The 24,649-nt window shown below is 73.9% G+C and carries 24 protein-coding genes; 15 read left to right on the top strand and 9 right to left on the bottom strand.

The features are described 5' to 3' along the window. Positions 1-7: 7 nt before the first annotated feature. The 3 genes from BJ983_RS29425 to BJ983_RS29415 are packed head-to-tail and all read left to right on the top strand — an operon-like array spanning position 8 to position 1,160. Positions 8-574 carry a DUF5994 family protein gene (locus tag BJ983_RS29425; RefSeq protein ID WP_179797064.1) on the top strand — a complete coding sequence of 189 codons (567 nt, stop codon included), beginning with the start codon at positions 8-10 and terminating at the stop codon, positions 572-574. Continuing rightward, positions 571-807, top strand: coding sequence for a hypothetical protein (locus BJ983_RS29420; RefSeq protein ID WP_179797063.1), 237 nt, complete (start codon positions 571-573; stop codon positions 805-807). Before BJ983_RS29425 ends, BJ983_RS29420 begins: the two co-directional genes overlap by 4 nt. A 50-nt stretch (positions 808-857) precedes the next feature. Continuing rightward, complete coding sequence (locus BJ983_RS29415) at positions 858-1,160, top strand: hypothetical protein (RefSeq protein WP_179797062.1); 303 nt, start codon at positions 858-860, stop codon at positions 1,158-1,160. Between the two features lie 6 nt (positions 1,161-1,166). Here the strand turns inward: BJ983_RS29415 and BJ983_RS32615 are convergent, their stop codons facing one another. The 3 genes from BJ983_RS32615 to BJ983_RS29400 form a co-directional block, all read right to left on the bottom strand. Then, the gene (locus tag BJ983_RS32615) at positions 1,167-2,570 is read right to left on the bottom strand and encodes a wax ester/triacylglycerol synthase domain-containing protein (protein ID WP_179797061.1); all 1,404 of its coding nucleotides are present in this window, start codon (positions 2,568-2,570) and stop codon (positions 1,167-1,169) included. 142 nt (positions 2,571-2,712) lie between these two features. Next, positions 2,713-2,937: a hypothetical protein gene (locus tag BJ983_RS29405; protein WP_179797060.1), complete on the bottom strand. Its 225-nt coding sequence runs from the start codon at positions 2,935-2,937 to the stop codon at positions 2,713-2,715. 301 nt (positions 2,938-3,238) lie between these two features. Beyond that, positions 3,239-4,354, bottom strand: coding sequence for an NDMA-dependent alcohol dehydrogenase (locus tag BJ983_RS29400; RefSeq protein ID WP_179797059.1), 1,116 nt, complete (start codon positions 4,352-4,354; stop codon positions 3,239-3,241). Between the two features lie 144 nt (positions 4,355-4,498). Between BJ983_RS29400 and BJ983_RS29395 the strand changes: the two genes are divergently transcribed. From BJ983_RS29395 to BJ983_RS29375, 5 genes are all read left to right on the top strand, one after another. Next, entirely contained in the window at positions 4,499-6,079 is a 1,581-nt protein-coding gene (locus BJ983_RS29395; RefSeq protein ID WP_343054418.1) for a fatty acyl-CoA synthetase, read from the top strand. Continuing rightward, the gene (locus BJ983_RS29390) at positions 6,076-7,059 is read left to right on the top strand and encodes a TIGR03617 family F420-dependent LLM class oxidoreductase (RefSeq protein WP_179797058.1); all 984 of its coding nucleotides are present in this window, start codon (positions 6,076-6,078) and stop codon (positions 7,057-7,059) included. Before BJ983_RS29395 ends, BJ983_RS29390 begins: the two co-directional genes overlap by 4 nt. A gap of 57 nt (positions 7,060-7,116) precedes the next feature. Beyond that, positions 7,117-9,060, top strand: a complete 1,944-nt coding sequence (locus BJ983_RS29385; protein ID WP_179797057.1) for an acetoacetate--CoA ligase — start codon at positions 7,117-7,119, stop codon at positions 9,058-9,060. An 80-nt stretch (positions 9,061-9,140) separates the two neighbouring features. After that, positions 9,141-9,878: a DUF998 domain-containing protein gene (locus BJ983_RS29380; RefSeq protein ID WP_179797056.1), complete on the top strand. Its 738-nt coding sequence runs from the start codon at positions 9,141-9,143 to the stop codon at positions 9,876-9,878. After that, positions 9,875-10,669: an alpha/beta fold hydrolase gene (locus BJ983_RS29375; RefSeq protein ID WP_179797055.1), complete on the top strand. Its 795-nt coding sequence runs from the start codon at positions 9,875-9,877 to the stop codon at positions 10,667-10,669. The genes BJ983_RS29380 and BJ983_RS29375 overlap by 4 nt, the downstream gene beginning before the upstream one ends. A 7-nt stretch (positions 10,670-10,676) precedes the next feature. Here the strand turns inward: BJ983_RS29375 and BJ983_RS29370 are convergent, their stop codons facing one another. From BJ983_RS29370 to BJ983_RS29360, 3 genes are all read right to left on the bottom strand, one after another. Next, entirely contained in the window at positions 10,677-11,606 is a 930-nt protein-coding gene (locus BJ983_RS29370) for a CorA family divalent cation transporter (RefSeq protein ID WP_179797054.1), read from the bottom strand. Between the two features lie 64 nt (positions 11,607-11,670). Then, positions 11,671-12,426, bottom strand: a complete 756-nt coding sequence (locus BJ983_RS29365) for an SDR family NAD(P)-dependent oxidoreductase (protein ID WP_179797053.1) — start codon at positions 12,424-12,426, stop codon at positions 11,671-11,673. Positions 12,427-12,469: 43 nt separating this feature from the next. Then, positions 12,470-14,005: an acyl-CoA synthetase gene (locus BJ983_RS29360; RefSeq protein ID WP_179797052.1), complete on the bottom strand. Its 1,536-nt coding sequence runs from the start codon at positions 14,003-14,005 to the stop codon at positions 12,470-12,472. Between the two features lie 142 nt (positions 14,006-14,147). On the opposite strand from BJ983_RS29360, the gene BJ983_RS29355 reads away from it, so the two are divergent. Then, positions 14,148-14,765, top strand: a complete 618-nt coding sequence (locus tag BJ983_RS29355; protein WP_179797051.1) for a TetR family transcriptional regulator — start codon at positions 14,148-14,150, stop codon at positions 14,763-14,765. A 2-nt stretch (positions 14,766-14,767) separates the two neighbouring features. Here the strand turns inward: BJ983_RS29355 and BJ983_RS31955 are convergent, their stop codons facing one another. Continuing rightward, a complete protein-coding gene (locus tag BJ983_RS31955) occupies positions 14,768-15,982 on the bottom strand; it encodes a PucR family transcriptional regulator (RefSeq protein WP_179797050.1) in 1,215 nt (404 codons plus the stop codon). 147 nt (positions 15,983-16,129) lie between these two features. Here BJ983_RS31955 and BJ983_RS29345 point away from each other — a divergent pair, with 147 nt between their 5' ends. From BJ983_RS29345 to BJ983_RS29335, 3 genes are read left to right on the top strand one after another with little or no spacing between them, the layout of a single operon-like run. Then, entirely contained in the window at positions 16,130-17,989 is a 1,860-nt protein-coding gene (locus BJ983_RS29345) for a DUF3556 domain-containing protein (RefSeq protein ID WP_179797049.1), read from the top strand. Continuing rightward, positions 17,986-19,446, top strand: a complete 1,461-nt coding sequence (locus tag BJ983_RS29340) for a phytoene desaturase family protein (RefSeq protein ID WP_343054417.1) — start codon at positions 17,986-17,988, stop codon at positions 19,444-19,446. Before BJ983_RS29345 ends, BJ983_RS29340 begins: the two co-directional genes overlap by 4 nt. A gap of 9 nt (positions 19,447-19,455) precedes the next feature. Beyond that, positions 19,456-20,787 carry an amidase family protein gene (locus BJ983_RS29335; RefSeq protein WP_179797048.1) on the top strand — a complete coding sequence of 444 codons (1,332 nt, stop codon included), beginning with the start codon at positions 19,456-19,458 and terminating at the stop codon, positions 20,785-20,787. 4 nt (positions 20,788-20,791) lie between these two features. On the opposite strand, the gene BJ983_RS29330 is transcribed toward BJ983_RS29335, so the two are convergent. Next, a complete protein-coding gene (locus BJ983_RS29330) occupies positions 20,792-21,580 on the bottom strand; it encodes an alpha/beta fold hydrolase (protein ID WP_218890555.1) in 789 nt (262 codons plus the stop codon). Positions 21,581-21,649: 69 nt separating this feature from the next. Here BJ983_RS29330 and BJ983_RS29325 point away from each other — a divergent pair, with 69 nt between their 5' ends. Beyond that, positions 21,650-22,279, top strand: a complete 630-nt coding sequence (locus BJ983_RS29325) for a GAF and ANTAR domain-containing protein (protein WP_343054416.1) — start codon at positions 21,650-21,652, stop codon at positions 22,277-22,279. Positions 22,280-22,306: 27 nt separating this feature from the next. On the opposite strand, the gene BJ983_RS29320 is transcribed toward BJ983_RS29325, so the two are convergent. Continuing rightward, positions 22,307-23,452 carry a hypothetical protein gene (locus BJ983_RS29320; protein ID WP_179797046.1) on the bottom strand — a complete coding sequence of 382 codons (1,146 nt, stop codon included), beginning with the start codon at positions 23,450-23,452 and terminating at the stop codon, positions 22,307-22,309. A gap of 157 nt (positions 23,453-23,609) precedes the next feature. On the opposite strand from BJ983_RS29320, the gene BJ983_RS29315 reads away from it, so the two are divergent. Then, the gene (locus tag BJ983_RS29315; protein ID WP_179797045.1) at positions 23,610-23,876 is read left to right on the top strand and encodes a DUF2277 domain-containing protein; all 267 of its coding nucleotides are present in this window, start codon (positions 23,610-23,612) and stop codon (positions 23,874-23,876) included. Between the two features lie 59 nt (positions 23,877-23,935). Further along, the gene (locus tag BJ983_RS29310) at positions 23,936-24,649 is read left to right on the top strand and encodes an SGNH/GDSL hydrolase family protein (protein ID WP_179797044.1); all 714 of its coding nucleotides are present in this window, start codon (positions 23,936-23,938) and stop codon (positions 24,647-24,649) included.

Genomic DNA, 24,649 nt, shown 5'->3' with positions numbered 1-24,649 from the left:
CATCCTCGTGAGCACGTACGCTGAGCGTATCGGGGCGTTCCCGATCGGCGTCCACGCCGGTCCCCCTCGCCAGAACTGCCATACCGGCCGCTCGGCGGCCTGGGACGGGGCGCCCGCGATGTCGGGACCGCACGACGTGCACGACCACTCGGACACCCCGGGCGAGCCGCGGCTGCGGCTCCGGGACCTAGCGGGGAACGACAACGGCTACGTCGACGGCGCGTGGTGGCCGCGGACGCGGGACCTCGCCGCCGAACTCCCCTCGCTGCTCGCCGCCGTCGGTGCGCGGGTGGGGCCGGTGGAGCGGGTCGCCTTCGGCCTCGCCGACTGGGACGCGGTCGGGGTCCGGCGTCTCGCCGGATCCGAGGGTCGCATCCCGGTCGAGGGATTCCGGTCGATCGAGGCCTCCACGCTCTGGCTCGTCGTCCGCGGGCGAGGCCGGGCGCGCGTCGGGCTCAGGGTCATCCCGTCCTCGACCGACGAGGAACGCGGCGAGGAGCTGCTCGAGGCAGCGGGCCGGGGCGGCGAGCGACGCTCTCCCTCCGAGGTGCTCACGGGCGCGGGTGCCTCGTGAACGCCCGGCCCCGCTTCATCCCCATCGAGCCGGCCCGGGACCTGGAACGGGACGCCGCGACCTCGGCCGCCGCTCGTCGCCGGGCGGTTCGTGTCGTAGCGGCCCTGAGTACCGGCGTGGAGGACTGCCGCGAACTGCTCGGCATGCTCGGACTGCACCGGGCCGCGGGGTTGCCCGGTCCGGCGCCCGACGAGTTCGTCGAGTTCACGCCGCCACAGCCGGGTCGACCGTGAGCGGTGGTCCGACCGGTCCGCGATCCCGGTCGGTCGGCTCGGAGCCGGCCGTGACCTCGACGTCGGACCGGGCCGTCGCCCTGCGACGTGCCGTCCGGCGGACGGGCGCCTCGGACGTCGAGCCACCGTCCTTCTCCCCCGACGGCGGCGTCACCGTCCACGGACCGGCAGCACGTCGGGCCCGTCTGCAACCGCTCGGACAACGCACCCGGATCAGCCTGAGCGAGGGCGACACGCTGGTCGGCGAGGCAGAGGTCGACAGTGACACCCTCGTGGCGGCGATCGATGCCCGAGGGGCGACCTACGACGCCGTCGCCGCTGCGCTCGCCGTCGAGAACGGACACCCGGGCTGAACCACCTCAGCCGAGGGCCAGGACCTCGGCGAAGGACTCCTCGACGCAGGCGGCGAACGTTCCGGGAGCGGTGATCGCGGCGGTGTCGATGGTGGCCCCGACGTGGCAGGTGTCGGCGTCCGACATCAGGGCCGCCATCACCGCGCCCCCGGGCAGTGGCCCGAACGCGTAACTGCGCTCGATGTGCGCGCCGGCGACGAAGGCCGGGCGCGTCACGCCGGGGATGTTGCTGACCTGCACGTCGTTGCCGCGGGTGGCGCCGCCCTGCACGCGCGCCAGCAGCACCGGGGGGAGAGCGGCGAGCACGGGCGCGACGAGTCCGAGCGCATCCGTGATGCGCTCCTGCCGCAGCCCGACGACGATGTCGCGAACGAGACGGATGCGCGTGGCCGCGTCGTCCTCGTCCAGCGGGGCCGCGAACCGGAGACCCGCCCAGTGGTTGCCGCCGAGCGCATCGGACGCCACGCGCGTGTTCATCGGCATCCCGACCGGAATCCGCTCCGGCACCCGCGCGCCCATCCTGCGGTGGTACCGGGCCACGCCACCGAGGACCGCGGCGACGTAGGCGTCGTTCAGCGAGCCCCCCGCCGACCGCCCCGCCCGTTTGAGGGCCTCCAACCCGATGTCCCAGACCAGGAACCGGCGGTTGAGGCTGCGGTGTCGCAGCAGCGGCGACGCAGGGGCGCGGTGCGGGAGGGCCGCACGCGCGGCCGACGCGACGAACGCCGCGCCGTCCCGCGTCGCGGCGACGGGATGCCGTGCGTGGCGTGAGGAGGCGCCGAGCGCACCCGTGAGGCCGACGAGCAGGTCGACGGGGGTCCTCGCGATCGCCGCCACCGTGCGCGACGCGGTCAGACTGACGCGGGATCGATCATCACGGTCCGGGATCACCGACACCGGGGGTGTCGGCTCCGGCTCACGGGCGTGTCCGTGGAGCAGGGACAGGATCTGCACCAGACCGACGCCGTCCGCCAGGCTGTGGTGGACCTTCAGCAGGTAGCCGGCGCGGCCGCCGTCGAGGCCCGTCACGAGGAGGACCTCCCACGGAGGGCGGGCGCGGTCGAAAGGCGTCGTCGCCCACGTCGCGGCGTGGTCGAGCAGCGAGGTCAGGTCGCCGGGCTCCGCCAACCGGGACCGCCGGACGTGGTAGTCGAGAGCGAAGCCCGGGTCGGGCGACCACTCGGGCAGGCCCCAGCCCCACCACGGCTCGAGGACGCGGTCGCGCAGCCGCGGCACGTATCGGGTCGCCCGGTCGTGGGACTCGAGGAGCCGGTCCCAGGCGGGCTCGACGTCGAGCAGATCGACGATCACCACCGGGTGGCGGAGGCGGGGATCCACCTCCGCCCGCCACATCATCGCCTCGAGCGCGTTGAGCCGCCGCGGCGAACGGATGGGGTCCGCGCCGGTCACGTCACCTCACGGAGCGGCGGCGCTCCGTGCCCGGATCGCCGTTCGGGCGCGAGCGACGGTCGGACGAGGATGCCGACCGCCCCGACCGCCTCGCGGCTCAGGTCCATCAGGTCCACCACGAGTTGCCGGGCGCTCCGCCGCATCAGCGGGTGTCCGCGGCGTGCCCGCACACCTCGGCCACCGTGTCCCACACGGTCCGCGCCGCCGGGTCGGCCGCCAGCCACGCCCGGGCCTGCGCCTCGGCCTCCACGTCGCCGTGCCGGGTCAGGATCTGCAGTGCCGTGAGCCGATCGATCCATTCCTCGTCCGCGGGACGAGGGGCCGGAGGTGCGTCGTAGTCCCACGCGGAGACGGCGATGAGTGTCATGAGAGTCCTCGGGAGCGGAGAGAATTCCCGAGGGCCGTGCGGCACGACGGGTGCGGTCACAGGGGTCTGCGCGACGCGGACGACCCGCACCGTGCCTCGGGAGCAGCCGGAGACCGGCCAGGACGTGGCCTTCCGAGAGGGCCCAGGCTCCCGATGCGGGCGGACGCGGAGCCGACCATCCCGGTGATCGTCGAGGGTCTCTGCACTGCCGACTGTCCTCCGCACACGGGACCCACGCAACCGCGGCCGAGGGCGTCGGAGCACCCGACACCCACGGCGCGGCCGGCGGGAAGGAGCGGGGTCAGCCGTGCACCACGACCCCGCGGATGATCTTGCCGTCGCGCAGGTCCTGGTAGCCGTCGTTGACCTGGTCGAGGGTGTACTGCTTGGTGACGAGCTCGTCGAGCTTCAGGCTGCCCTTGTTCCACAGCCGCAGCAGGCGCGGGATGTCGTAGTGCGGGTTGCACGACCCGAACTGGGCGCCCCGGAGCACCTTCTCGCTGCGGACCATCAGCGCGCTGGGCAGCTGGATCGTGTTGTTCGCCGCGTTGGCCTGGCTCACCATCACCACCGTCGAGCCCTTGCCGACGATGTCGAACGCCTGCCGGATGACGGTCTCGTCCATGACGCTCACCGTGATGACCGCCTGATCCGCGCCGTTGCCCCAGGTCAGTTCCTTGACCTTGACGTCGGCCTCCGCCGCGTCGGCGAAGACGTGGGTCGCGCCGAACGACAACGCCGTCTCCCGCTTGAACTCCACGGGGTCCACGACCACCACGTACTGGGCCCCCGCCTGGGCGGCGCCCTGGACCGCGTTCATCCCGACCCCGCCGGCCCCGAAGATCACCGCCGTGTCCCCGGCGCGCACCCCGCCCGCGTTGACCGCCGAGCCCCAGCCGGTGGGGACGCCGCACCCGGCGAGGACGGCCACCTCGAGCGGGAGCCACGGGTCGACCTTCACCGCCGACCGCGCGTGCACGGTGGCACGCTCGGAGAACGTGCCGAGCATGCAGAAGCCGCCGAGGTCGGTCCCCCCGCGGTGGTAGCGGAACGTCCCGTCGGGCATGCACCCCTGCAGGATGTTGGCGCCGATGTTGCACAGGTTGGTGTGCCCGGTCTCGCAGTAGCGGCAGTACCCGCAGCTCGGCATGAAGCTGCAGACGACGTGGTCACCGGGCTCCACGTGCGTGACGCCGGGGCCGACCGACTCGATGATCCCCGCGCCCTCGTGCCCGGCCACGATCGGATAGCGCGGGGAGTCGCCGTAGATGCCCTCGACCAGGTGCAGGTCCGAGTGGCACAGACCGGAGGCGGTGAATTTGATGTGCACCTCGCCCGGACCCGGCTCGTCGACGTCGAGCTCGACGATCTCGAACTCCTTCTGCCCCTTGTCCATCACTGCGGCGCGGGTCTTCATCGATCAGCCTCCGGGCTCGTCTCGACCAGGTGAGGTCAGCGTCGTCCGCCCTCGGCTGCGAGCGCAACACGGGCGCTTCGGTCGGCTTCCCGCACCGGCGCCGACGGGAGAGGATCACCCCGCGCCGACCTGAGGGAGCCTCGCGTGGACGATCTCGACCGGTACCTGCCGCCGTACACCCCCGACGTCGCCCGGGCCCGCCGGCAGACCCTCGGCACGATCCTGTCCCGCACGGCCGGGAAGTTCCCGGCGAAGACCGCGATCGTCCACCGGGACACCCGACGCACGTTCGCCGAGGTCGACGCCGATGCCAACCGGGTGGCGAACGCCCTGATCGAACGCGGGGTCGCCCGCAACGACCGGGTCGCGATCTTCTCCCACAACTCCTACGCGTTCGTCGTCGCCTACTTCGCACTCGCCCGGATCGGGGCCATCTCGGTGCCGGTGAACTTCAACTTCACCGCGCCCGAGTTGCGCTACGTCCTGGAGGACAGCGGGGCGAGGGCCGTGATCGTCGAGGACGATCTGGTGGACACCCTCGGGGCGGCCCGGGTCGCGATCGCGATCGGGGTGGTCATCGGCCGACGACCGGGCTGGACGTCGTTCGACCGGCTGCTCGAGCACCACGACGCAGGAGAGCCCGACGTCGAGATCGGCGACGACGACCCGGTGCAGCTGCTCTACACCAGCGGGACCACGTCGGCGCCCAAGGGCGCGATCATGACCAACCGGAACCTGATCGCCCAGTACCTCAGCGACATCGTCGACGGCGAGTACCACCGTGACGACGTCGAGCTGCACGCCCTGCCGCTCTACCACTGCGCGGCGCTGCACGACTTCCTCACGCCGGACGTCTACCTGGGCGCCACCAGCGTCGTCGTCGACTCGCCCGATCCCGACACGATCCTCGGCACGGTCGCCGCCGAGGGCGTCACGAAGATGTTCTGCCCGCCGACCGTGTGGATCCGGCTGCTGCGCTCCCCCGCCTTCGACCGCCACGACCTGTCGTCGCTGCGCAAGGGGTACTACGGCGCCGCGATCATGCCGGTCGCGGTGCTCCAGGAGCTGGGCGAGCGCCTCCCGGGCATCCGGCTGTTCAACTACTACGGCCAGACCGAGCTGGCCCCGAACGCGACCGTCCTGTTCCCCGAGGAGCAGATCACGAAGGCCGGCACGGCGGGACGGGCGAGCCTCAACGTCGAGACCCGCCTCCACGACGACGACGACCGCCCGGTGCCGGTGGGGCAGGTCGGCGAGATCGTGCACCGCACGCCGCACGCGATGCGCGGCTACTGGGGCAAGCCGGAGGCCACCGCCGAGGTGTTCCGGAACGGCTGGTTCCACAGCGGCGACCTCGGCGTGATGGACGCCGAGGGCTACCTGACCATCGTCGACCGCAAGAAGGACCTCATCATCACCGGCGGCGAGAACGTCGCGAGCCGCGAGGTCGAGGACGCGATCTACGCCCACCCCGCCGTCAGCGAGGTCGCGGTGTTCGGGGTCAGCCACCCCGAGTGGATCGAGGCGGTCGCCGCGGCCGTGGTGCTCCGCGACGGCGCCACCGCCGAGCCGACGGAGATCGTCGCCCACACCCGGGAGCGCCTCGCCGGCTTCAAGGCGCCCAAGTACGTGGTGATCGTCGACGAACTGCCCAAGAACCCCAGTGGGAAGATCCTCAAGCGCGAGCTCCGCGACACCTACGCCGACCTGGCGTCGGCCCGATGAAGATCGACGCGAGGCTCGAGACGGCGCTGTCCGGGGTCGCCGCGGACGTCCGTGCCATCGAGGAGATCGGGTTCGACGGGGCGTGGAACACCGAGAACCGGGCCGATCCCTTCCTCTCGCTGACCCTCGCCTGCGAGCACTCGGAGCGCCTGCAGGTCGGGCCGTCGGTCGCGATCGCCTTCGCCCGCACCCCGATGACGGTGGCCTACCCGGCGTGGGACCTGCAGCGGTTCTCGGAGGGCCGCCTCATCCTCGGGCTGGGGAGCCAGATCCGGCCGCACGTCACCCGGCGGTTCTCCATGCCCTGGTCGGAGCCGGCGGACCGGATGCGCGAGTTCGTGGTCGCCCTGCGCGCGATCTGGCGGACCTGGTCCACCGGTGAGCGCCTCGAGCACCGCGGCCGCTTCTACGAGCACACCCTCATGGCACCGGCGTTCACCCCGCCGTCGAACCCCTACGGCCCGCCGCCGGTCTTCCTCGCCGCGGTCGGACCGCGGATGCTCCGGGTGACCGCCGAGGTGGCCGACGGCCTGTTCGTCCACCCGTTCTGCACCGAGGCCTACCTGCGCGAGGTGATCGTCCCCGAGGTCGCCGCCCACCGGCCGGCCGACGCCCCTCCCCTGCAGATCGCGCTGTCGCCGTTCGTCGCCCTCGACGAGAGCGACGTCGAGGCCGTGCGCCGCCAGATCTCCTTCTACGGCTCGACCCCCGCCTACCGCCGGGTGCTCGAACTCCACGGGCAGGGCGACCTGCAGACCGAGCTCCACCGGCTGTCCAAGGAGGGGCGCTGGGACGACATGCCCGCCCTCGTCGACGACGACCTCCTGCACGCCATGTGCGCGGTCGGCTCGCCCGACGAGGCCGCGCGGACCCTCCGGGACCGCTTCGGCGACGTCGCCGACCGCCTGCGGCTCAACCGCCCCGGCGACGCCCCTCCCCCGCCGCGGCACTTCGCCGACCTGGTCGCGGCGCTGCGCTGACCCGACGCCGGATTCCGGCGTTGAACGAGAGACCTACGTCACGGCACGATCATCGCCATGACCACCCCGGACGGACCGACGTTGCTGCGCCCGGCGGGAACTCCGGACGGGACGACGCTCGGCGTCTACCTGGAGTACCTGTCCTCGACGCGCGGCCTGACGTTCGACGACCACCGCGACCTGTGGCGCTGGTCGGTGGCCCAGCCCGAGGCGTTCTGGGCCTCGATCTGGGACCACTTCGGGGTGTCGGGCTCCTACGAGCAGGTGCTGGGGTCCTCGGAGATGCCCGGCGCGCAGTGGTTCCCGGGAGCACGGCTGAACTACGCCGAGCACATGGTCGGCACCGAGGCCGACGCCGACCTGCCGGCGATCGTCGCCCGCTCCCAGACCCGGGGGGACTCCGAGCTCACGTTCGGCGAGCTGCGCGACCAGGTCGCACGCGCCCGCGCAGGGCTCGTGCGGCTCGGCGTCGGGCACGGGGACCGCGTCGTCGGCTACCTCCCGCACGTCCCGGAGACCATCGTCGTGTTCCTCGCCGCCGCGAGCCTCGGCGCGATCTGGGCGGCCTGCGCGCCCGAGTTCGGCGCGCGCAGCGTCGTGGACCGCCTCGGACAGGTCGAGCCGACGGTGCTGGTCGCGGTGGCGTCCTACCGCTACGGCGACAAGGTCGTCGACCAGCGCGAGGAGCTGGCCCGCATCCGGGAGGGCCTGACGACCGTCCGGCACGTCGTCGGTCTCGACTACGGCCCGCACCCGGTACCCGACGCCCTGACCTGGGACGAGCTGCTCGCCGGGTCCGGCCCGCTCGAGTTCGCGCCGGTGGCCTTCGACCACCCGCTCTACGTGCTGTTCTCCTCGGGCACCACCGGGCTGCCCAAGGCGATCGTGCACGGGCACGGCGGGATCCTGCTCGAGCACCTGCGGCTGTACGGGCTGCACTTCGACATCCACCCCGGCGACCGGACGCTCTGGTTCACCACCACGGCGTGGGCGATGTGGAACATCACGATCTCCGTGCTGCTGCACCGCGCCACGATCGTGCTGCTCGACGGCAACCCGCTGCACCCCGACCTGGAGACGCAGTGGCGCCTCGCCGCCGACGAGCGCGTGGCCCTGTTCGGCACCAGCCCCGGCTACCTGATGTCGTGCCGCAAGACCGACGTCGTCCCCCCGCGCTGGCCGGAGCTGCGGCAGATCGGGACGACGGGGGCACCGCTGCCCGCGGAGGCCTTCGACTACGTCTACGAGCACCTCGGCCCGGACGTCATCCTCAACCCGTTCAGCGGCGGGACCGACGTGTGCAGCGGGTTCGTCGGCGGCGGGGTGTGGCAGCCGGTCTGGCGCGGCGAGATGTCCGGCCCGGGCGTCGGCCTCGACGTCGCCGCCTTCGACGAGGCGGGCGAGGTCCTCGTCGAGGAGCTCGGCGAGCTCGTGGTGCGGGCGCCGATGCCCTCGATGCCGGTGTCGTTCTGGAACGACCCCGACGGCGAGCGCTACCGCGAGGCCTACTTCGACACCTACCCCGGCGTCTGGCGCCACGGCGACTGGGTGCGCTTCACCGAGCGCGGCAGCTGCGTGATCACCGGCCGCTCGGACGCCACCCTCAACCGCGGCGGCGTGCGGCTGGGCACCGCCGAGTTCTACGACGTCGTCGAGGACATGGCCGAGGTGGTCGACTCGCTCGTCGTGCACCTCGAGGACGACCAGGGCGGCTCGGGCGAGCTGCTGCTGTTCGTCGAGCTCCTTCCCGACGCCGAGCTCGACGACGACCTGCGCGGTCGGATCGTCCGCGACATCCGTCGGCACCTGTCCCCCCGCCACGTCCCCGATCTCATCGCCGCCGTCCCGGCGATCCCCCGCACGCTGACCGGCAAGAAGCTGGAGCGCCCGGTCAAGCAGGTGCTGCGCGGCCGCCCCGTCGACGAAGTGCTCAGCGCCGACGCGGTCCGCGGCGCCGACGCGGTGCCGGCCTTCCAGGAGGCCTACCGCGCGAAGGGATGAGCGCCGTCCCGACGGCGGGAGGTCCCCGCGGCGGAGGTGGGTACCCGGGCCCGCCCCGACGTCGGGAGCGAGGAGGAGCCGTGACCGCCGAGGAGCAGACCGGCGACGCCCCGGGCGCGGAGGATCCGACGGTGGCCCCCGGTGTGACCGCCACGGACCGCGCCGTCGGCATCGCCACCGTGGTCGCCGGGCTCGTCTACTCGGCCTTCCTCGTGACGCCGCTGCTCGGGACCCGGCTCGACCCGGGACGCTCCTACGTCAGCGAGCTCGCCGCCCTCGACCAGCCCCACGGCGCGGTCTTCCGCGGGGTGGACGCCGTGGTCGGGCTCGTCGTCGTCATCGCCGGCCTCCACGTCGCCCGCAGCCGCCTCACCCCGGTGCGCTGGGCCGGCGTGGCGCTCGGCCTGTTCGGCGTCGCCACCGTGCTCGACGTCCTGGCCCCGATGACCTGCGCGCCCTCCGCCGACGCCGCCTGTGCCGCGGCGGAGGCCTCGCGGTCGGCGCTCGCGTTCGGGGTCCACGAGCTGACCAGCCTCGTGTCGAACCTCGCGGCGATCGTCGCGGTCGCACTCCTCGCGGTGGCCCGGTCGAGCGGTCGTCGCGCCGACCAGCCCGCCACCCCGTTCGAGGGGGCACTGCTGATCGGGCTGGCCCTCGTCGCCGCGCCCGGGCTCGTCGTCGTGCTGGAGGAGACCGTGACGCTCGGGCTCGACCACGTCATCGGCTGGGTGCAGCGGGTGCAGGTGCTGGCCCTCTCGGCCGTGCTGGTGACGATCGGTCTCGTGGTCGTCAGCGGCTCCCGGTGGAGCCACCGGTGAGGGCACGCACCGTCGTGATCGTGCCCGGGCTCGGGTCCACCCCAGGTGAGTGGGACGACGTCGTCGACGCCCTGTCCGCCGAGGTCGCGGTGCTCGTCGTCGACCCGGCCGACGCTCCCCCGCTGCGCACCCGCACGGACTGGACGCCGCAGGCCGTGGCCGCCCGGCTCGCCGAGCGGCTGATCGGTACAGCACGGCCGGTCCTGCTCGTCGGGCACTCCTCGGGCGGGCTGCACGTGCAGGCGGCGCTCTACGCGGGCGACGGGCACGCCGACGCCGGGATCGCGGGTGCTCTGCTGGTCGACGCCTCCCACGAGAGCGCGGTCCGCCTCGCGCCCGCGGCTCTCGGCGCCGTCGGGCGCGCTGTGGCCGACGTCGTCCTGGCTACCGGGATCAGCACCCTGCTCGGGCCCGCCGTGCGGCGGCTGGGTGTGCGGGCCGCATCGACCCGTCGTCGGGATCGCCTGACCCCTGCTGCCGTGCGCACCGTCTACTCCTCACGGGCCTGGGTCCGCACCACCGTCGACGCGTGGTTCGGGCACGGCCCGCTGCAGGCCGGCGTGCTCGCGTGGCAGCGCGAGCGGGGCGCCCCGACTCCTCCGGTACGGCTGCTGGTCGGCGCGGCCGGCTCGGGCCGGGGCCGGGCGCGCTGGATCGCGACCCAGCGGGACCTGGCCGCCCGGCTCGGGGCCCCGGAGCCCCGGCTGCTCGACGACGCCGGGCACCTCGTCGCCCTCGACCGGCCGGACGCGGTCGTCACCGAGGTCCGGGCTCTCCTCGCGGATTCCTGACGACGGGTCAGGCCTCGGGTCGGGTCCGGTCCAGCAGCCCGGTGCGGCGCAGCCACAGGATGATGGCCACGCACGAGACGACCGTGCCGCCGACCCCGAAGACGAAGAACGCCCACGCCGAGCCGATGTGGTCGAGCATCCACTGGAAGTTCGTGCCGAAGAACCCGGTGAGCGCGGTCAGGGGCAGGAAGATCGTCGCGACGATCGTCAGGCGCTCCTGCACCTCGTTGGAGTACGTGTCGAGCATCCCCTGCAGCGACTCCCGGTCCGCGTCGATCTCGTCGAGCGCCTGGGACAGGTGGTCGCCGACGTCGGCGAGGTAGGCACGCGCCTCGTCGTCGTCGTCGGAGATCGCGACGACCGCCTCGACCAGCCGCGGGAACACCTGCCGTTGCACCATCAGGGTCCGGCGCAGCCCGTTGAGGGCGCGGCGCAGCACCGCCATCCGGTCGCGGTCGCGGGCACGCGGGTGGTCGAAGATCGTCTCCTCGAAGGCGTCGACCTCCTCGGCGACCAGCTCGAGGCTCTCGGTGAGGGAGTCGACGACGGCGTCGACGACCCGGTAGACCAGCTCGCCCGGGCTGCAGGCGTCGTGCAGCCGACGCCGGACGCGCTCCAGCTGCGCGGGCGGTCGGCGGCTGATCGTCAGGACGGACGAGCCGACGACGTGGACGTGCACCTCGACCAGCTCGGGCGTACCGGCGGGCGCCGTCGCGAGTCCGTAGAGGACCAGGAGGATCTGCTCGTCGTACCGGTCGAGCTTCGGGCGCTGGCCGAAGTCCCGGCTGTCCTCCAGGGCGAGCGGGTGCAGCCCGAGGGCCTCCGCGACGGCGGCGAGCTCGGCCTCGTCGGGGTCGGTCAGGTCGAGCCACGCGGGCTCGTGGCGGGCGTGCCGCGCGCGCAGGTCGTCGAGGTCAGGGGTGTCCAGTGCCAGCACGCGCGCTGGTCTACCCCGGAGCCGGGCCCGCGAGTCACCTCCGCGGGCCCGGTCCGGGTGATGATCAGACCAGCGAGGCCGTCAGCCCGCCGTCGAGCACGTAGTGGCTGCCGGTCACCCAGGAGGCGCGGTCGGAGGCGAGGAAGGACGCGACCTCGGCGATGTCCTGCGGCGTCCCGAGCCGGCCCTGCTTCATGGCGACCAGGTCGGTGAACGGCACCTGCGTGGCCGCCTCGAAGTCCGGCACGAGCCGCTCCACCATCGCGGTGTCGGCGAAGCCCGGACAGACCGCGTTGACGCGGACGCCGGCCGGTCGCATCTCCACCGCGGTGACCCGCGTCATCTGGATCACGGCCGCCTTGGTGGCGCAGTAGGAGCCGAGCAGCGGGCTGCCGCCGACGCCCGCGATCGAGGCGATGTTGACGATGTTGCCCTTCGACTCCATCAGGTGCGGGATCGCGGCCTTCATCGCGACGAACGGCCCGCGCACGTTGACGGCCCAGATCTTGTCGAAGCTCTCGGTCGACTGCTGCAGCAGCGGCGAGGAGATCTCGATGCCGGCGTTGTTCACCAGGACGTCGAGCCCGCCGAGGATCTCCACCGCCCTGCCGATGGCCGACTGGACCTGCGCCTCGTCGGTGACGTCGCAGTCGGCGACCCCGGCCGCGCCGATCTCGTCGGCCGCGGCCTTGCTGGTGGCCGGGTCGAGGTCACTGACCACGACCCGGGCGCCGTTCTGGGTGAACAGGGTGGCGATGGCCTTCCCGATGCCGGCGCCGGAGCCGGTGACGAAGACGCGCTTGCCCGCCAGTTCGGTCATGTTCGTTCGTTCCTCACGTCGATGTGAACGGGGATGTGGTCGGTCAGGACTGGGGTGCGAGTGACGAGCGGATGTCGGCCTTGAGCACCTTGCCGACGGTCGAGCGCGGCAGGTCGGGCCAGAACTCGACCTGCTTGGGGGTCTTCACGCTGCCGACGCGGGCCTTGACGAAGCCGATGACCTCGTCGGCGTCGAGGGTGGTGTCGGGCTGCGGCTGGATCACCGCGACCACCCGCTCGCCCCACTTCTCGTCGGGCAGGCCGATCACCGCGCAGTCGCGGACGCCGTCGTGGGCCATCACGGCCTGCTCCACCTCGGCGGAGTAGACGTTGAAGCCCCCGGTGATGACCATGTCCTTCGCGCGGTCGACGATGAACAGGAAGCCCTCGTCGTCGAGGTAGCCGATGTCGCCGGTGTGGTGCCAGCCGTGCGCGGAGACCTCCGCGGTGGCCTCGGGGTTGCGGTAGTACCCGGCCATCACCAGCGCGCTGCGCACCACGATCTCGCCGCGCTCGCCCCGGGGCACGGGCTGCCCGTCGGGGCCGAGGATCGCCACGGTGACCAGCGGCGAGGGCTTCCCCGCCGAGGTGAGCCGCTCGGTGTGGATCGAGCCGTCGGCGCGCCGGTGGTCGGCGGGCGCCATCGTCGAGATCATCATCGGCGCCTCGGACTGCCCGAAGAGCTGGGCCATCGGCCCGATCCGCTCGAGTGCCTCCGCCAGCCGGGTCGGGGACATCGGGGCTGCGCCGTACCAGAAGCACTGCAGCGAGGAGAGATCCGTCGTCGCCAGGGCCTCGTGCCCGAGCACCATGTAGATCAGCGTCGGCGGCAGGAACGTGTGCGTGACCCGGTGCGCCTCGATCAGCTCCAGGAACCGCGCGACGTCGGGCTTCGCCATGATCACGACCTCGCCGCCGCGCGCGAGGACGGGGAAGCAGAGCACCCCCGCGGCGTGCGTCAGCGGCGCGAGGGCGAGGTAGACCGGCCGCTCCCCGAACGGGTAGCTCATCAGCGTGATCGCCGACATGACCTCGATGTTCCGGTCGGTCAGCATCACGCCTTTCGGGCGCCCCGTGGTGCCGCCGGTGCCCACGAGGGCGACGACGTCGTCGGCGGGCGCGGTCTCCTCGGAGGGGTCGTCCCGCGCGGCGTCGAGCCAGGCGTCGAAGGCCTGCGCGGTGCCGTCGGCCGGGCCGAACCGCACCAGCGTCCGCAACGACGGCAGGTCCGGCGCGATCGTGGCTACCAGCTCGTCGAAGGCGGGCTGGTAGATCAGCACCGAGCAGTCGAACAGGTCCAGCAGCTCGGCGGTCTCCCCTGCCGCGTTGCGCGGGTTGATCGGGCACCACACCGCACCGGCGCGGGCGATGCCGAACACGGAGGAGAACGCGACCGGGTCGTTGGCCGAGAGGATGCCGACCTTGTCGCCGGGCGCGACGCCCGAGCGGCGCAGGGCGCGGGCCACGGCGTGCGAGAGCTCGACGACCTCGCCGTAGGTCCGCGAGACCCCGTCGAGGGTCAGACACGGCGCGTCGGGATCGAGCGAGGCGCCCTTGTCGAGGTAGAAGCAGAGCGACATCGGCGGGTGCGTACCTCCGATCGGCGGCGCCCCTGTGCGCCGGATCACGACACTGGCGTGGCCCTGGACGACTGTCAAGGAAATCGTGGACGAGTGGTCAGGAACGGCGACGGCGGCGGGTCGTCCGACGTATCGTGACCGTGTGACCAGCTCCGACGTCCGATCGCGACGGCCCCAGGCCGACAAGTTCGAGGACCGTCGTCGGGAGCTCGCGGACGCCGCTCTGGTCACCCTCGCGGACCTGGGGTACGCCCGGACGAGCCTGCGCACGATCGCGGAGAACACGTCCTTCTCGCACGGCGTCCTGCACTACTACTTCCGCGACAAGGTCGAGCTGATCACCTACTGCGTGCAGCGCTACAAGGTCGCCTGCGTGGCGCGCTACGACGGCCTCGTCGCGGCCGCCGACACCGCCGAGGGGCTCGCGACGGCGTGCGGCGAGGGGCTCGCGACGACGCTGCGCGAGGACGCCCTGCTGCACCGGCTCTGGTACGACCTGCGGGCCCAGGCGCTGTTCGAGCCGGCGTTCCGCGCCGACGTCGCCGCGATCGACGACAGCCTGCAGGGCATGATCTGGCGCGTGGTGAGCAGCTACGGCGAGCTCGGCGGCCGCACGCCCACGGCCTCGCCGTCGTACGCGTACGCCCTCTTCGACGGCCTCTTCGGGCAGGCGCTGCTGCGCCACCTCGACGGGTCGCCGGTGGCGGTCGACGACCTGCGCGACGGCGCGCGCGACCTGCTCCCGCGCCTGTTCGTCTGACCTCACCCGACCGGCCACCCCAGGTGGCGGCACACGAGCAGCGCGACCTCGACGTCGAGCCGGTTCTCCGCCACCGGGTGCCCGAGGACCTCCTCCGCACGCCGGAGCCGGTAGTGGACGGTGTTCTTGTGCAGGTGCAGCCGCCCGGCCGCCTCCGAGGAGCTGCGGTCGGCGGCCAGGTAGGCGTGCAGCGTCTCGCGCAGCCGGCCGGTCGCCTCGTCGCCCGCGGCGAGCCCGCCGAGCGTGCGCCGCAGCCAGGCGAGCAGGTCGTCCTGGTGCTCGGCGAGCAGGGCCGGGACCGCCACCTCGTCGTAGTCGACGACCGCCGGGCCGTCCGCCCGCAGCTCCGCGAGCGCCCGGGCCCGCCAGGCCTCCCGGTGGCTCGTCCGGAACCCCTCGAGCCCGCTGCCGGCGCCGCCGAGGGCGACGCGGAGGCCGGGGTGGGCGCCGACCAGCCGGGCGAGGGACGCCGCGTGCAGCGGGAGGCGGGTGGTCGCGCTCCACCACACCCAGAGGCAGTTCTGCTCGGCCAGGACCGACAGCGGGGCGCGCCCGGCCACGGTGACCAGGTCGCGCTCGACGTCACGGAGGTCGGGGCCCGGCGCGGGCGCCCAGAGCACGGCGGCCCGGTGCCAGCCCCGCAGCGGCGCGCCGAGGGTCTGCTCGGCGCCGCCCACGTCGAGGTCGGAGGCGGCGAGGACGGCGCGGATCGTGGCCGCCCGGACGGCGTCCGAGCGCGCGTCCCAGGTGCGGCGCTCCTCCTCGTAGATGTCGATGAGGCCCTCGATGACCTGGTCGATGTAGCGGTTGGTCCGCGCGCCGAGCTCCGACGCGGCCGCGAGGACCGTCCGCGCGTCGAGGTCGAGGTCGCCGAGCGCCCGCAGGGCCCACTGCACGAACCGGTGCTCGCCGAGGCGGTAGGCCCGCAGCAGCGCCTCCAGGGACAGGTCGCGCTGGGCGAAGCGGCGCGCGTACTCGGCCGCGGCAGCCGGCACCGCGAGGTCGTCGAAGGCGATCCCGTGCTCGAGCAGGTCGACGATCGCCGAGAGGTTCGACGCGGTGCTCGAGACCATGAGCTCCCGGACCGCGTCGTCGTGCCGGAACTCGGGGATGACCTCGACGAAGTGCTCGGTCATCTCGCGGGTCAGCGCCGGCAGCGTCACGGCGATCCCGCGGGCGACCGTGGCGACGACGGCGTCGACGTCCCCCTGCTCCATGCCGGCGGACCCTATCCAGACCTCGTTGTGCTGCCGGCACAACAGGTCCCCGGAGCTTCGTGACGGGAGAATATGGCCCCTGTCACAGTCCCGCCCCTAGCGTTCCCGCGCCGGCCCCGACGGGCCGCGCGTCGGGAGGAGAAGGCAGTGGGATTCACGACGGGGACGTTCCCGCCGGTCGAGCCGGCGGAATTCCTGGAGCGGCCGCTCATGGAGCGGATGAAGGTGCTCGCCCTGCACTGGGTGGACTACGGCTTCGGCACCCCGAAGCTCATCCCGACGACCTACGTCGTGAAGCTCGTCGTGCTCTACCTGGGCCTCGGCTCGTTCCTCATCACGTCCACGAGCGGGCTCGGCCCCGCGTGGGACGTCGGGTCTTGGTGGGCGGAGCCGATCGTCTACCAGAAGGCGATCGCCTGGACGATGTTCCTCGAGACCCTGGGCCTCGCCGGCTCGTGGGGACCGATCGCGGGCAAGTTCAAGCCGATGACCGGCAGCGTCCTGTTCTGGGCCCGCGTCGGCACCATCCGGATGCCCCCGTGGCCCGGCAAGGTCCCGCTGACCCGCGGTGACGCCCGCACCCCGCTCGACGTCGCGCTCTACCTCGCGCTGCTGGTGACCCTCTTCCTGCCGGTCGTGCTGCCCGGCGTCCCGAGCGCGTCGCTCTCCTCGGTGTTCCCGGAGAACACCTCGGGTCTCGTCGCCCCCGCGCTGTTCGTCGCACCGCTGGTGCTGCTCGCGCTGGTGTCGCTGCGGGACAAGACGATCGCGATCGCCTCCCGGATCGAGCAGTACGCACCCGCCCTGGTCATCTTCTCGCTGGTCGGCGTCGTCGGTCGGAACGGCTTCGTCGACATGATCGTGGCGCTCAAGGTGCTCATCGTGTCGGTGTGGATCGGTGCCGGCTGCTCGAAGTTCGGCCGGCACTTCTCCAACGTCGTCCCGCCGATGGTCTCCAACAGCCCGATGGTCCCGACGCGGTGGCTGCGCCGGCTGAACTACCGGGACTTCCCCCGCGACATCCGCCCGTCGAAGGCCGGCGGGGCACTCGCCCACATCGGCGGCACCACCGTCGAGATCGTCGCGCCGCTGACCCTGCTGTTCTCCACGAACACCACGCTCACCCTCGCGGCCGTGACGCTCATGGTGGTCTTCCACCTGTTCATCACCTCGACGTTCCCGCTGGCCGTGCCGCTGGAGTGGAACCTGCTCTTCGCCTTCGGCACCATCACGCTCTTCGCCGGGCACCCGAACCAGGCGGGCTTCGCGGTCTGGGACATGGACCCGGCGTGGCTGCTCGTGCCGCTGATCGCGGGCCTGGTGTTCTTCCCGATCCTCGGCAACCTGCGCCCCGACCTGGTCGCCTTCACCCCGTCGATGCGGCAGTACGCCGGCAACTGGGCCTCCGCGCTGTGGGCCTTCGCGCCCGGCTGCGAGGACAAGCTCGACGCCGTCGTGCGGCCCTGCCGCAACCAGGTCCACCAGCTGCAGGCGCTGGGCTACGAGCCGCTCGTCGCCGAGGTGACGATGCAGCAGACCGCGGCGTGGCGCTCCATGCACTCGCAGGGCCGCGGGCTGTTCTCGCTCCTGCTCACCCACGTCCCGGACGTCGACCGGTACACCGTGCGCGAGGCCGAGTTCGCCGCGAACTCGGTGATCGGCTTCAACTTCGGTGACGGGCACCTGCACAACGCCGACCTCATCGCCGCCCTGCAGCGCCGTTGCCACTTCGCGCCCGGGGAGCTCGTGGTGGCGTGGGTCGAGTCGCAGCCGATCCACAAGGGCATCCAGGAGTACCAGGTGATCGACGCGGCGCTCGGCGTCGTCGAGCGGGGCTGGTGGAGCGTGAAGGACGCCGTCGACGCGCAGCCGTGGCTGCCGGACGGGCCCATCCCGCTGCACCCGACCTGGCGTCGGGACCCGGCCGAGGGCGTCCCCGCGGCGGAGCACCCGGCCGCCGCCTCCGCCGCGCCGGTGCCCGAGGGATCGCGGACACTGCCCGCGTGAGCCCTGGAGACGGAGCGCAGCGGAGCTCGACCGCACCGACTGCACTGGTGGTCGGCAGCGGGCCCAACGGGCTCGCTGCCGCCGCCGTCCTCGCCGCCGCCGCCTGCTCGGTCACGGTCCTGGAGGCCGAACCCGAGATCGGTGGCGGCACCCGGACCCACGAGCCCCTCGGGCCGGGGCTGCTCGTCGACCACTGCTCGGGCTTCCACCCGATGGCCGTCGACTCCCCCGCGCTCGCGGGCCTCGAGACCTACGGCCTGCGCTGGGCCTGGCCCGAGATCGACTGCGCCCACCCGCTCGACGACGGGTCCGCCGCACTCCTCCACCGCTCGGTCGCGACGACGGCGGCGGGCCTCGGTCCCGACGCCGGGCGCTACCGGGCCCTCGTCGCCGGCCCGTCCCGCCGCTACCCCGACCTGGCCCCCGACCTGCTCGGCCCCGTCGTCCACGTGCCGCGCCGACCGTTCCTCTTCGCGCGCTTCGGCGCCCCGACGGTGCTGCCGGCCGCGGTGCTCGGGCGGGTCTTCCGCACCGAGCGCGCCCGCGCGCTGTGGGCCGGGGTCGCGGCGCACGCGATGCGCCCGCACACCGAACCGCTGTCCTCCGCGATCGGCCTCGGCATCCTGACGGCGGGTCACAGCGCGGGCTGGCCGGTCGCGGTCGGCGGGTCGCGGGCCATCGCCGACGCGCTCGCCGCCCGGCTCGCCGACCTCGGGGGAAAGATCGAGACCGGCGTCCGCGTCACCTCGGCCGACCAGCTCGCGGGCGCCGACATCGTCGTCCACGACCTCGACCCGGCCTCGATCCTGCGCATCCTCGGCGACCGCCTGCCGCCCGCGACGCAGCGGGCCTACCGGCGGTTCCGCCGCGGGATCGGCTCGGTGAAGGTGGACTATGCCGTCGACGGCGGGGTGCCGTGGACCGCTCCCGACGTCGGGCGGGCCGGCACCGTGCACCTCGGCGGGACCGCACCCGAGATCGCCGCCGCCGAGGCCGCCGCGAACCGCGGCCACCTCCCCGAGCGGCCGTTCGTCCTCGTCGGGCAGCAGTCCGTGGCCGACCCGTCGCGTGCCCGCGGCGACGTCCACCCGGTCTACGCCTACGCACACGTGCCGCTGGGCTGGCCGGGCACCGAGGCCGAGGTCGAGGCGCTGGTGACCGCGCAGATCGAGCGGTTCGCCCCCGGGTTCCGCGCCCGCGTCACGGGCTTCTCGGTCACGACGACGTCGGGGTTCGCCGCCACCAACGCGACCATGGCCGGCGGCGACATCCTCGCCGGGGCCAAGGACCCGGTCCAGCTCGCCCTCGGCCCCCGCCCGCTGCGCGACCCCTACGCCACCGGCCTGCCCGGGCACTGGCTCGCGTCGGCGGCCGCTCCCCCGGGGCCCGGCGCGCACGGCATGGCGGGCTGGCACGCGGCACAGCGGGCCCTGGCGGAGGCGGGCGTCGGTCGGTAGGACATCCGCATGTCCGCACCGACGTCGATCAGCCAGGTCCGTGCCCGCGTCGCGGCCTCCTCCGCCGCAGCCGTGATCGAGGAGTCCCTCGACGCCGCGCGCCGCAGCGACGACCTCGGCGTGTTCCTCGCCGTCGCCGAGGACATCCGGACCGGGACCGACGGACCGCTCGCGGGGATCCCGGTGGCGGTCAAGGACAACCTCGACACCCACGACCTCCCGACGACGGGCGGTACCCCGGCCCTGCGGAGGTCGCGGCCCGAGCGCGACCACCCCGCCGTCGCGGCCCTGCGGGCGGCGGGTGCCGCGGTGATCGGCAAGACCAACCTGCACGAGCTCGCGCTCGGGATCACCTCGAACAACACCGCGTTCGGGCCCGCCCGCCACCCGCAGGACCCGAGCCGCTCACCAGGTGGCTCCTCCGGCGGCTCGGCCGTGGCGGTGGCCACCGGGATCGTGCCGATCGCGCTGGGCACCGACACGGGCGGTTCGCTCCGGGTGCCGGCCGCCCACTGCGGCATCGTGGGCTGGCGCCCGACGGTCGGGCGGTGGGGCGACGGGAACGCGGTCCCCATCTCGCACACCCGCGACACCGCCGGCGTCCTCACGAGCTCCGTCGCCGACGCCGCACTCGTCGACACCATCGTCACGGGCATCGCGACCGGAACGCTGCCGGCGCGGGCGCTGCGGCTCGGCGTCCCGCGGCCCGGATTCTTCGACGACCTGCACCCCGAGGTCGCGTCCGTGGTCGCCCGCGCGCTGGACCGCCTGGCCGACGCGGGCGTGGAGCTCGTGGAGACCGCCGTGCCGGACGCCCACGCCCTCGACGCCGAGTGCGGGTTCCCCATCGTCTTCCACGAGATCGTCCGGGACCTGCCCGCCTACCTCGCCACGCTCCCCTGGCCCGAGCGGGACCTGACCTTCGCCGACGTGCTCGCGCAGATCGCGTCCCCCGACGTGCGCGCCGGGTGCGAGTTCGCCGCCTCGGGCAGCGTGACCGACGAGGTCTACCGCGAGGCCCTCGGAGCGCGGGACCGGCTGCGCGCCGCCTACGCGGGTGCGCTCGCGGACGTCGACGCGCTGGTCTACCCCACGGTCCCGCTGCCCGCGATCCCGCTCGGCGACGACGACACCACCGAGCACAACGGGCGGCCGGTCCCGACCTTCCTCACGACCATCCGCAACACCGGCCCCGGGTCCACGGCGGGCATGCCGGCGATCAGCCTGCCCGCCGGCACCACCACCGACGGGCTGCCGATCGGCCTTTCCCTCGAGGCGGGCCCGGGCGACGACGCGCTGCTGCTCGCGCTGGCCGGAGAGGTGGAACGGCTGCTCGCGTAGGGGCTCAGCCCGTGCGGGCCCCGGTGCGCGCGAGCACGAGCTGCACGGCCTCCTGCGGGGCGTCCCACTGCGGGAAGTGTCCGCACCGGTCGAACCAGTGGAGCTCGGCGTCGGGGAAGGCGGCCTGGGCGCGCGCCGCCTGGCGGGGCAGCGTCACCCCGTCGTAGCGCCCCCAGCCGAGCGTGATCCGGCCCGGGGCGGTCCCGCGCGGGGTCCCTTCCTGGGTCGGGCCGTGGGTCAGCGCGTCCAGGGCGTCGTCGAACGACGGCGAGGTGATCATGCGGCGCAGCTCCTCGAGCGGCACCGCGGGGTGCAGCGCCCAGGGACGCGCGGAGAACTGGGCGAGGAGCGCGGTCCGGGTGACGGGGTTGCCCAGCAGGGTCGGCAGCACCGGGTCGATCCGGCGCACCAGCGCGATCGACGCCCGCAGCGACGCGGAGAACACGCGCTGCTCGCCCGGCGTCCAGAACCCGCCCGGGTCGAGCGCGACGACGTCTCCCCCGACCCCGCGACGAGCGAGTTCCAGCACCATGCGGGCGCCCATCGAGCTGCCGACCAGGTCGGCGCCCCGCAGGTCGTGCTCGTCGAGGAACCCCTCGAGCGCGTCGGTGAGCGTGGCGATGCTGACCTCGCCGGCCAGCGGCGCGCTGTCGCCGAAGCCCGGCAGGTCGGGGGCGACGACCTCGCGGTGGGCGGCGAGGTCGTCGAGCACGCTGCCCCACGACCGCCAGGAGCCGCCGAGGCCGTGGACGAGGACCAGGGGCGCGCCGGTGCCGCGCCGGACGTGGTTCAAGGTCATCTTCCCAGTTACCCGACGCCGGGACCCGGCACACGGGTCGCACCCCGCCGAAGGTGTACTGCCGTGCGGCCGGCGGGTAGCGGCTTCGTGTGGCGTCCACCGACGAGCGTCCCGCACATCGACGAGGCCGGGATCTCGCTGGTGACGCGCGGCGGCACGGTCGAGTCGCACGCCCCGAGCAGCCCGGTCGTCAACGACCTCGACCAGCTGCAGAACAGCCTCGGCGAGGGCCCCTGCCTCGACTCGATCTGGGAGGAGCAGCGGATCGTCGTCGACGACATGGGGGCCGCGCAGGACCGGTGGCCCCGCTATGCTTCGGCGGCGGCCGAGCGCGGCATCGGGTCCCTGATGTCGTTCCAGCTCTTCGCCGAGCGCGGCAGTGCCGGCGCGCTCAACCTCTACTCCTCGCGGTCCCACGTGTTCGACCAGGGCACCGCCGACGTCGGGCGGTTGTTCGCCGCCCAGGCCGCCCTCGTCCTGCACGGCGCCCAGCGCATCCAGGGGCTGCACGTCGCCCTGGAGAGCCGCGACGTCATCGGGCAGGCGAAGGGCGTCCTCATGGAGCGCTTCGGCACCGGGCAGGCCCGCGCGTTCGCGATGCTGGTCGAGTCCTCGCAGCACACGAACATGAAGCTCGCCACGGTGGCCGAGTGGATCGTGACCGAGACGGAGCGGAAGGGCACCGGGGGCTGAACCGGTGCCCGCTCCACGGCGAGCGGGTCAGGAACGACCCGCGGGCACCCGCTCGACGATCGTCGTGTCGGCGTCGGTGTCGTGGTCGGCACCGAGGTCCGCGTCGAGGTACGGACGCGCGGCCCAGGTGTCGACGACCCGCTCCACGTAGGTGGTGTCCGCCAGCGCCGGGTCCAGCTCCCCGTCGAGCGGGGCGTGGTCGGTCGGGTCGGCGTGGAACGGCCCGGCCCCGAAGGCGGGCTCCACCGGCCGGGGCGCGAACGGCGCGAGCCGGAAGGGCGCCATCTGCGTGGGCTCCTCCTCGACCGCCGACGCGAACGGCGCGGGTGCCCCGACCGGCGCGAGCTGCGTGGCGTCGTCGGACCCGTCGGCCATGTCGGCCGCGGGGGCGGCGTGCCGACCGGACTCGCCGACGACCGGCTCGGGCGCCGGACCGGCGGGCTGGTCGCCGGCCATCCGGCGGTGCAGCATCCGGTACCGGATCGCACCGGCGGCGACCCCGCCGACGGCGAGGGCACCGAGCACCAGGGGCACGTCGGACGGGCCCTCACCGGTGTCGGGGCGGCCCTCGGCGGTGCGGCTGACCTCGCTGGTCGGGTCCTGGGCCACCGGCGGCAACGCCGCGGACGGCGCCGGGGCCATCGCCCCCAGCGGGAGGCCGGGCGCGGTCGCGCCGAGCGGGGCGGTCCCGAAGGACGGGCTGCCCAGCGACGACGCGGCCGGGGCGGTCGCCCGCGGCGCGATCGCGGCCGGCGCCGGGGCGACGGGCGCGACCGGGGCGGTCGGCGCGAGCGCCCCGCCGGCGGGGGCGACCGGCGCCACCGGAGCGACGGGGGCGACCGGCGCGACGGGGGCCGCGGCCACCGGCGCCGCGGTGACCGGACGCTGCACGGCATTGACCCGGACCTGGCAGAGCGGGCCCGCCGACCAGACCTGCGTCGAGGGCGACGACTCGGTGACGTTCACGGTGTACGGCTTGCCGGTCCGCGAGCTGATACGGACCTGGTCGCCGGGGCTGGCGGTGACGCTCTGCCCACAGGAGGCCGGGATGGTCTGGCCGGCCGCCGCCGGGGCGGGCGCGGCGAGGGCCGCCGCGGCACCACCGAGGAGCCCCGCGGCGACGGAGCCGGTGATGACGAGCTGGCGGGCGACGCCGCGTGCCGGGACGGACATGGCCGGACCTCCCACTGCTGCGGCACCAGCGCCGCGTCGACTACCGATCACCGGAGCAACGACGCTGCATCCACCGGGTGACGGGTGCGGGCGAACCGGCGTCACACCGGGTCGCACCCCTGCCGACCGGGCACGCGGATGGGGCACCATCGCGGGCATGTGCCGCAACATCCGGGTCCTGCACAACTTCGAGCCCCCGGCGACCGAGGACGAGGTGCACGAGGCCGCCCTCCAGTTCGTCCGCAAGATCAGCGGTGCGGCCCGCCCCTCGCGGGCCAACGAGGCGGCCTTCGCCCGGGCCGTCGCCGACATCACCGCGAGCACCCGCACCCTGCTCGACGAGCTGGTCACCACCGCGCCGCCGAAGGACCGGGAGATCGAGGCGCAGAAGGCCCGGGAGCGGGCCCGCGAGCGCTACGCGTAACGCATATGGCCTAACGGGCGACGTCATTCGTGCTAACGCGCACGTTGTCCGGGGGAGCCATGGTCCGTCGTCGTCTCGTCCTGTCCGTCGTGGTCCTCGCGACCCTGTCGGCCCTGTTCGTCGCCATCGGCGTCAAGGGCTCGGCCGACCAACGGCGTTCCGACGAGGCCCGGACGACGACGGCGGTCCTCGCCGGGACCGCCCGACCCACGACGCCGGTGGCGATCATCGGGGACAGCTTCACGACCGGCACCGCCCAGGGCGGCACGGGCGCGGCGAACTGGGCCTCGATCGTCGGTGGTCCCCGGAACTGGACCATCACCCCGACCGCCGTCGGCGGGACCGGATACGTCGCCACCATCCCCGGCACGCGGCCCTACGCCTCGGCCCAGCTCGGGACCGCTCTCGCCGCCGCGCCGCGGCTGGTGATCGTGGAGGGCTCCCGCAACGACGCCGGGACGGCACCCGCCCGGGTGGGGAGCGAGGCCACCGCCCTCTACCGGGAGATCCGCTCGCGGGCGCCGCAGGCCCGACTCGTGGTGATCGGGCCGGTGTGGTCGGACGGGAACGCGCCCGCGCCGGTCCTCACCGTCCGCGACGCCGTACGCACCGCCGCGCTCGCCGCCGGCGCGCAGTGGGTCGACCCGGTCGCGGACGGGTGGTTCGCCCGGCCCACCGGCCTGATCGGCGCCGACCGGATCCACCCGACCGACGCCGGCCACCGGCTGATGGCCGAGCGCATCGACGCGGCGCTGCGCACCGCCGGGCTCTGA

The sequence above is a fragment of the Actinomycetospora corticicola genome (assembly GCF_013409505.1).
GTDB classification, from domain to species: Bacteria; Actinomycetota; Actinomycetes; order Mycobacteriales; family Pseudonocardiaceae; genus Actinomycetospora; species Actinomycetospora corticicola.
Note: the sequence above shows the minus strand (reverse complement) of the source record. Positions and strands in the feature narration are given on the sequence as shown.